The sequence below is a fragment of the Oceanicola sp. S124 genome, assembly GCF_000220565.1.
Classification (GTDB): Bacteria; Pseudomonadota; Alphaproteobacteria; order Rhodobacterales; family Rhodobacteraceae; genus Pseudooceanicola.
The window spans coordinates 1-7,908 of sequence record NZ_AFPM01000287.1 but is presented as its reverse complement, the minus strand read 5'-3'; the positions used below and the strand labels follow the sequence as shown (position 1 = coordinate 7,908).

At 68.0% G+C, this 7,908-nt stretch carries 8 protein-coding genes; 5 read left to right on the top strand and 3 right to left on the bottom strand.

Features of this window, described 5'->3' with window-relative positions:
• A partial coding sequence (locus OS124_RS25290; RefSeq protein ID WP_010141590.1) for a phosphotransferase family protein occupies positions 1 to 888 on the top strand: 888 nt, incomplete at its 5' end.
• 170 nt (positions 889 to 1,058) lie between these two features.
• On the opposite strand, the gene ubiB is transcribed toward OS124_RS25290, so the two are convergent.
• Together ubiB and ubiE are read right to left on the bottom strand one after the other, a co-directional pair.
• Positions 1,059 to 2,591, bottom strand: coding sequence for a 2-polyprenylphenol 6-hydroxylase (gene ubiB / locus OS124_RS0119425; RefSeq protein WP_010141588.1), 1,533 nt, complete (start codon positions 2,589 to 2,591; stop codon positions 1,059 to 1,061).
• Between the two features lie 3 nt (positions 2,592 to 2,594).
• The gene (gene ubiE / locus OS124_RS0119420; RefSeq protein ID WP_010141587.1) at positions 2,595 to 3,338 is read right to left on the bottom strand and encodes a bifunctional demethylmenaquinone methyltransferase/2-methoxy-6-polyprenyl-1,4-benzoquinol methylase UbiE; all 744 of its coding nucleotides are present in this window, start codon (positions 3,336 to 3,338) and stop codon (positions 2,595 to 2,597) included.
• A 131-nt stretch (positions 3,339 to 3,469) separates the two neighbouring features.
• On the opposite strand from ubiE, the gene mutM reads away from it, so the two are divergent.
• Positions 3,470 to 4,321, top strand: a complete 852-nt coding sequence (gene mutM, locus OS124_RS0119415) for a bifunctional DNA-formamidopyrimidine glycosylase/DNA-(apurinic or apyrimidinic site) lyase (protein ID WP_010141586.1) — start codon at positions 3,470 to 3,472, stop codon at positions 4,319 to 4,321.
• A gap of 66 nt (positions 4,322 to 4,387) precedes the next feature.
• Positions 4,388 to 5,164, top strand: a complete 777-nt coding sequence (locus OS124_RS0119410) for an enoyl-CoA hydratase (RefSeq protein WP_010141585.1) — start codon at positions 4,388 to 4,390, stop codon at positions 5,162 to 5,164.
• Positions 5,165 to 5,243: 79 nt separating this feature from the next.
• Here OS124_RS0119410 and OS124_RS0119405 read toward each other — a convergent pair whose 3' ends face one another.
• Positions 5,244 to 6,380, bottom strand: coding sequence for an NAD(P)/FAD-dependent oxidoreductase (locus tag OS124_RS0119405; RefSeq protein WP_010141584.1), 1,137 nt, complete (start codon positions 6,378 to 6,380; stop codon positions 5,244 to 5,246).
• Between the two features lie 370 nt (positions 6,381 to 6,750).
• Here OS124_RS0119405 and rpsT point away from each other — a divergent pair, with 370 nt between their 5' ends.
• Positions 6,751 to 7,014 carry a 30S ribosomal protein S20 gene (rpsT, locus tag OS124_RS0119400; protein WP_010141583.1) on the top strand — a complete coding sequence of 88 codons (264 nt, stop codon included), beginning with the start codon at positions 6,751 to 6,753 and terminating at the stop codon, positions 7,012 to 7,014.
• A 546-nt stretch (positions 7,015 to 7,560) separates the two neighbouring features.
• Positions 7,561 to 7,806, top strand: coding sequence for a DnaA N-terminal domain-containing protein (locus OS124_RS0119395; RefSeq protein ID WP_010141582.1), 246 nt, complete (start codon positions 7,561 to 7,563; stop codon positions 7,804 to 7,806).
• Positions 7,807 to 7,908 lie beyond the last annotated feature (102 nt).

Below are 7,908 nucleotides of genomic sequence, written 5' to 3'. Positions count from 1 at the left end.
TCAGGTCTGCTGCCCGGGTCAGGGCTCTCCGCCGCTGCCATGGACGCACTGACCGAAGAAGTCGTCACCGCCTGCCCCGGCGCCGCACCCACCGGCTGGCAAAGGCTGAGCGGCGGGCGCAGCAATCTCTGCTGGCGCCTGCAGGCCCCAGGGTGTGATCTGGTGCTGAAGCTCTACCGGCCGGGGCGCGCCGGGCCCGTCTTCCCCAATGATCCCGACGCCGAGGCCGCCTGCCTGCGCCAGCTCGAGGGCCGCAGCCTCGCGCCGCGGCCAGTCGCGCAGTGGCAGGGCGCACTTGGCCCCTGTCTGGTCTATCGGCACCTGCCGGGGTCACTCTGGCAGGGCGACACGGCGCGCGTCGCCCGCCTGCTGCGCCGCCTGCATGACGGACCGGTGCCCGATGCGCTGGCCCGCAGCCTGCGCCGGGCCGCCGATGGCAGCACCGCGTTGCGCGCCGAGGTGTCGGCCCAGCTGGGGGATCTGCCGCAGGCCGCCTCGGTGCTGGCGGGGCTGCCGTCGCGTGAGGTGCCGCCGCTCGCCCGCCCGATGCTGCTGCACGGCGACCCGGTGGCCGGAAATCTGGTCGAAACACCCGACGGCCTGCGGCTGATCGACTGGCAGTGCCCGGCGCTCGGCGATCCCTGCCTCGACCTCGCTACCTTCCTGTCCCCCGCCATGAGCCATCTCTACCTGGGCCGGGTGCTGAACGCGGTCGAGGCCCGGGCCTTCCTGCAGGCCTATGACCGGCCCCAGATCACCCGGCGGCTGCGCGCGCTGCAGCCCTTCCTGTCGGCCCGGATGATCGCCCATTGCCTGCACCGCGCGGCAGAGGGCTCGGTCGAAGATGCCCGGGCGGCAGAGCTGGAGCAGCAGGGCTGGGCGATCTGAGCGCCGCGCCCCCCGGGTCGCCACGGGAGAGGTTCGCCGGGGCCTGCCCCCGGTCGCGGTCTCCGTTCCGGGCCAGGCCCCGCCACGCAGGCGAGGGGTCGGCCCGAGGCGCCGATCCCTGTCATGTGTGGTCTGCCACGCCTTCCGAGATATCCTCCGATCCGCCGGGACTAGCCCAGTCCCAGCACCGCCAGGACCACCAGACCGCCCGCCAGTGCGCCCCCCAGCCCGGCGCCCGCAACCGCCCGCAACGAGACGCGGGGCCGCGGCGCGGGCTGCGCCAGCTGTTGCGAGAGCGTGCGGTCGACCAGCTCGGGCAGGCGCGGTCCGTAGCGGCCCAGAACCTTCGCCGTCGCCGCGAGGTCGGCGAGCATGGCGCGCGGGCCGATGCTCTTTTCGATGTATTCCTGCACGATCGGCTTGGCGATGTCCCAGATGTTGATCTGCGGATTGAGAGAGCGCGACACCCCCTCGACCACCACCATGGTGCGTTGCAGCAGGATCAGCTCGGTCCGGGTTTCCATCCCGAAACGCTCCGTGACCTCGAAGAGATAGGCCAGCAGCCGACCCATCGAGATCCGTGTCGCATCCATGCCGAAGATCGGCTCCCCGACAGCGCGCAGGGCGCGGGCGAATTCGTCGACATCGCGGTCGGCGGGCACGTAGCCGGCCTCGAAATGCACCTGGGCGACGCGCTTGTAGTCGCGCCGGATGAACCCGTAGAGGATTTCCGCGTAGACCCGGCGCGTATAGGCATCGAGGTGCCCCATGATGCCGAAGTCATAGGCCAGCAGCGTGCCGTTCAGCGCCACCTTCAGGTTGCCGTGATGCATGTCGCCGTGGAAGTAGCCGTCGCGCAGCGCGTGCTTGAGGAACAGCGACAGCACCCTCTCGCCCAGCTCGGCGCGGTCGATGCCGGCTGCATCCATGGCAGCGGTGTCGCCCAGCGGAATGCCCTCGACCCAGCCCATGGTCATCACCCGGCGGGACGAGTGGAACCAGTCCACCGCGGGCAGGCGGAAGCCCGCGTCATCCTTGGTATTGGCGGCGTATTCACTGGCGGCGGCGGCCTCCAGCCTCAGGTCCAGCTCGGCCCGGACCACGCCGTCAAAATGCTCGATCACATCCTTGGGCCGCAACCGGCGGGAGAACGGCGCCAGGGCGTCGATCAGCCAGGCGGCGAGATAGAAGGCGTCGACATCCTTGCGGAAGGCGCGCTCGATCCCCGGCCGCAGGATCTTCACCGCGACCTCTTCGCCGGTCTCGGCCAGTCGGGCGTGATGCACCTGGGCGATGGAGGCCGCGGCAATCGGCTCGCTGAACTCGGAAAACAGCACATCCGCCGGCTGCCCCAGCTCTGCCTCGACGGATTTCATCGCAACGGCGCGGGAAAACGGTGGCAGCTTGTCCTGCAGCACCCGCAGCTCAGCCGCCAGGTCCGGCCCCACCACATCGGGGCGGGTCGAAAGGATCTGGCCGAACTTGATATAGGCCGGCCCGAGGGCGGTCAGCGCGCGGGGCAGAGGCGGCGCCGAAGGGTCGCCTTTCAGCCCCAGCCACTGGAAGGGCCAGCCCAGCACACGGGCCGCCAGGCGCAGCAGCGGCGGCGCTTCGTAGGCATCCAGAAGCTGCTTCATCGCGCCGGTACGTTCGAAGGTGGCGCCCGTGCGGATCAGGCGCCAGATGTTATGAGGTCCACGCATCGCTTACAGCTTCCAGCCCGAGTGCAGGCAGGCGATTCCCAGCGAGAGGTTACGGTACTTGGCATTGTCGAAGCCGGCGGTCCGCACCATGCCCAGGAAGGTCTCCTGGTCGGGGAACTTGCGGATCGATTCCACCAGGTACTGATAGCTGTCGCGGTCGTCGGCGATGATCTTGCCCATCACCGGGATGCAGTTGAACGAATAGCGGTCATAGGCCCATTGCAGCGCCGGGGTGGGGATCTGGCTGAACTCCAGCACCATCAGGCGTCCGCCGGGTTTCAGCACCCGGAAGGCCTCGTTCAGGGCCTCCTGCGGGCGGGTGACGTTCCGGATCCCGAAGCTGATCGTGTAGGTGTCGAAGGTGTTGTCCTCGAAGGGCAGCGCCATGGCGTCGCCGACAACCCAGTCCAGCTGGTCGGCCATGGAGGCCGCCTCGGCGCGCTGGCGCCCGGCGACCAGCATCGGCTCTGTCAGGTCCAGCACGGTGGCATGGCCATGGCCGGCACGCTTGAGGAACCGGAACGAGATATCCCCGGTGCCGCCCGCCACATCCAGCAGCTTCTGCCCGGGGCGCGGCGCCAGCCAATCCATCATCGCATCCTTCCAGAGGCGGTGGATGCCCAGGCTCATGGCATCATTCATCACGTCGTACTTCGAGGCGACCGATCCGAAGACCCCCTGCACGCGGGTGGCCTTTTCGGATTCCGGGATCTCGGTAAAGCCGAAATGGGTGGTCTTTTCGTTCATGCGCCCATGCCTTATTGCTGTCCTTCTCCTTATAGGGCGATGGCCGGGCGCTGCAATGCGACCCGCGCGCACCCGGGGCCTCAGGGGCCTGACCTGAGGAGAGGAAAAGCAAAAGCAGCGAGGGCCCGCCGATGCCGGAATTGCCAGAGGTCGAGACGGTCATGCGGGGCCTTGCCCCCGCCATGGAAGGCACGGTGATCCGCGCCGCTGCCGTCAATCGCCCGGACCTGCGCTGGCCCTTCCCCGAGAGGATGGCCGAGCGTCTCGCCGGGCGGCGCGTGCTGCAGCTGCGGCGGCGGTCCAAGTACATCCTGGCGGATCTCGACAGCGGCGAAAGCCTGCTGATCCACCTGGGCATGTCGGGGCGGATGACGGTCTCGGGCGATCCCCTGGGCCGTTTCGTGCATGAGCACGGCGCGGCGCAGAAGCACGACCACGTGGTCTTCGACATGGAGAACGGCGCCCGCATCACCTTCAACGACCCCCGCCGCTTCGGCGCCATGGACCTGCTGCCCACCCTGACCGCCGAGAGCCACCCGCTGCTGGCCGCCCTCGGGCCGGAACCGCTGGGCAACCAGTTCGACGGGGCCTACCTGGCGGACCGGCTGAAGGCCCGCCGCTCTCCGATCAAGACGGCGCTGCTGGATCAGCACGTGGTGGCGGGGCTGGGCAACATCTACGTCTGCGAAACCCTCTACCGGGCGCGCATTTCCCCGGCGCGGCGCTGTGACCGGATTGCCACAACGCGGCTTGCCGCGCTGGTGCCGATCATCCGACAGGTGCTGCTGGACGCGATCGAGGCAGGGGGCTCGTCGCTGAAGGATTTCCGCCAGGCAGATGGCGAATTGGGCTATTTCCAGCACTCTTTCGATGTCTACGGCCGCGAAGGCGCCCCCTGCCGGACCGAGGGCTGCGCGGGCTCGATTCGCCGGCTGGTGCAGTCGGGGCGATCCAGCTTCTACTGCCCGCAATGCCAAAGATAGCTTGATCCCGGGGGGCAAGATGCTAGGGAATCGGCCCTACATCTTCGCAACAGGGACACTCACCCCATGGCTTACGAGACGATCATCGTCGAGATCGAAGACCACATCGCGCTGGTGAAACTGAACCGGCCGGATGCGATGAACGCCCTCAACGACGTCCTGCTGTCCGAACTGGCCCAGGCGCTGAAGGCGGCCCAGAAGGACCCGAAGGTCCGCTGCATCGTCATCACCGGAACCGAGAAATTCTTCGCCGCGGGCGCCGACATCAAGATGATGGCCGAGAAGGGCTTCGTCGATGTCTACTCGGAGGACCTGTTCAGCGAGGCCACCGGCGCCATCTCCCGCATCCGCAAGCCGATCATCGCCGCCGTATCCGGCTACGCGCTTGGCGGCGGCTGCGAGCTGGCGATGATGTGCGATTTCATCATCGCGGGCGACAACGCCAAGTTCGGCCAGCCCGAGATCAACCTGGGCGTCATGGCCGGCATGGGCGGCAGCCAGCGACTGACCCGCGCCATCGGCAAGGCCAAGGCGATGGACATGAACCTGACCGGGCGCTTCATGGATGCCGAGGAGGCAGAGCGCGCAGGCCTCGTCAGCCGTGTCGTGCCCTGCAAGAAGCTGCTGGAAACCGCCATGCAGGCCGCCGCCAAGATCGCCGAAAAGAGCATGATCTCGGTCATGGCGGTGAAGGAGGCGGTGAACCGCGCCGAGGAAACCACCCTCACCGAGGGGCTGCTGTTCGAGAAGCGTCTGTTCTTCTCGCTCTTCGCCACCGAGGACCAGAAGGAGGGCATGACCGCCTTCCTCGAGAAGCGCGAAGCGCAGTTCCGCGACCGCTGACACCGACGCCTCCGGGCGGACGGGCAATGGCAATGCAGAAGGGTCGGCCCGCGCCGGCCCTTTTTTCTGTGCAGCGGCCCTAGGGGCTGGCCGGCGCGAAGCGATCCGGGGACAGGCGCTGGCCGAGGTCAGCGAGGCTGCGGTAGTCCGCGCTCAGCGGATCGCCGGTGATGCCAGAGGCCGCCAGCGCGGTCATGGCCGGCACCGTCTGGATCCCCACGGCGCCCTGACCGGCCAGCCAGAAGAACCCCGGGCAACCGGCATCGAAGCCCACCACGGGCAGCCGGTCGGGCGTGTAACTGCGCAGCCCGGCCCAGACCCGGCGCACCGACAGGATCCCGGTGTCGAAACAGGCGCGGATCCGGTCGAGGCACAGCGTCACGTCCAGCTCCTCGGGCAGCGTCTCGTCAGTCCCGGCAATGGTCTCATCTGCCGGTGAGATCAGGATCCTCCCGGACTCGGGCTTGAGGTAGAAGTGCAGGTCCATGTCGACGATGGTCGGCAGCAACGACAGCCGCTGCATGCCCTGCGCCTCGACGTCCAGGATGGTCCGGCGGCGAGAGGTCAGCCCGACCGGCGCCGCACCCGCCAACCTTGCCAGCCCGTCGGCCCAGGCCCCCGCCGCATTGACGATCACCGGCGCCGAGAAGCCGCCCGCAGCGGTCTCGACCCGCCAGAGCCCCGCGGCACGGGACAGGCTGCGCACCCCGGCACCACAGATCAGCCTGCCGCCGCGCATCTCGAGCCGACGGCGTGCCAGGTCCATCAGCCGGGGCACGTCGATGTCGCAGGCCCCGTCCTCCAGAAGTGCCCCGGCCGCGTAGCCCTGCCGCAGTTGCGGCACCAGCCGGGCCAGTGCCTGCGAGTCCAGCCGATGCAGAAGTCCGTCGGAATAGGGATGGGTCGCAACCCGTTCGAGCAACTCGAGCTGGTCGGCCCGCGCCAGCAGCAGCATGCCGCGCCGGTGGACCAGGGGCCGGGCGTCGATCTCGGGGTGACGATCGCCGAGGAAAGGCAGCGAGACCTCGGCCAGGCGACGCAGCTCGGGCTGCCCGTGCAGAAGCCGCAGAATCGCCACCGCCCGACCGGAGGCATGACGGCCCGGCGCGGCTTCGCGTTCCAGCACCGCGACACGACAGCTGTCCGACAGGGCCGCCGCCACGGATAATCCCGTGATCCCCGCGCCGACCACCAGGACATCGAAAGATCCCTGCATAGCCCATCCCGCTCTGCCCAGCCCGCCTGGCCGGACCCACACCCGCCGGACGCCTGATCCGCAAAGCCTATCGCCCGCCTGCCCCTGCGTAAACAATATTGACGCAATGCCCCCCGGCCCGCCCCTTGGCGCAGCCCTGTTGACTCTGCCGCATCGAGGGATTAGACGGCGCGCAATATCTCGCACCTCTTCGAGGTCGACAGTGTCGTGAGGCCGCATTGTGCCGGAGAACGCGGAAGGGAATTCTTCCGCAGCCTGCCACGGGACTGTTTCTGCTTTTGGCAGGTTTTTTGTGTCGGGCCATCCCGAACGGACCTGCGGCGGCGGCATCGAAGTGTAACCAGAACCGCAGACCGGAAAGTCGAACACCATGGCCAATTCGCCGCAGTCCAAGAAACGCGCCCGTCAGATCGAAACCCGCACCACCGTCAACAAGGCACGCCGCTCGCGCATCCGTACCTTCCTGCGCAAGGTCGAGGAAGCCATCGCCTCGGGTGACAAGGAAGCCGCAGCCGCAGCCCTGCGCGCGGCCCAGCCCGAACTGATGCGGGGCGTCACCAAGGGCGTTTACCACAAGAACACCGCCTCGCGGAAAATCTCGCGCCTGGCCGCACGGGTGAAGACGATCGCCTGAGCCGCACCGGCCCGGGGCCCTCGTGCCCCGACCCTTTCCGGGCGATGTCCGGTAAGCGATTGAGAGCAAAGGCGTGGCCCTGGGCCGCGCCTTTTTTGATGCCTGTCGCCCCGGCAAAGGGGCTGCGGACGGGACAGAGGCAGCATGGACACAGAGGGTCGATTCCTTTCGGCTTCGACCTGAGTCAAGCGCGTTGTGCAGTTGCGGCTGTCGCGCCGAAGTTGCTAGCTTCCGAGTGCGAGTCACATCGCCTTGGGGGGGACAATTGGTCCCGGAACAGGGGCTGCTGGCTGACAAAGGCTTGAAACGACTGCCGTTCTCGCCGTCCCATTTGTCAGCGCTGTCCATGTAACACAACCTGGCCAGTCTGCCCGGCGGGAATCGCTTCCGCCGCTACGGCTAGCTTTGGTCATACGCCGGTGATACCGGAACCGTTTCGTTCAGGCCACGAAACGGGCGGATGACTGTTCCCCCATGGCGACGACAAGCCAAGCCCGGACGAACCCGGGTACCGTCAGACGTTTGGTGATTGGGGATAAGGAAAAGATGGCGAATACGAGCTGGGGCGAGCTGAAAGAAACCCTTCGCACTTCGGTGAGCGAGCACAATTACACCAACTGGATTGCGCCGCTGGAACTGCTCTCGCTGCGGGAAGGCGTCGCCACCATGGCCGCCCCCTCGGGATATGCAGGCACCTATGTGCAACGTCACTTCGAGGACGACATCCCTGCGCGCCCTCACCGCGATCGACCCGGCGGTGCGTCGGATCGACTTTACCGTCGCCGCCCGTGAAGCCGCCCGCGCGATGAGCCAGGCGCCCGCGCCGTCTGCCGCCACCGCGTCGCCCCGCCCCGCTGCGACTCCGGTGTCCTCGCTTGCGCCGCGCTCCGCCGC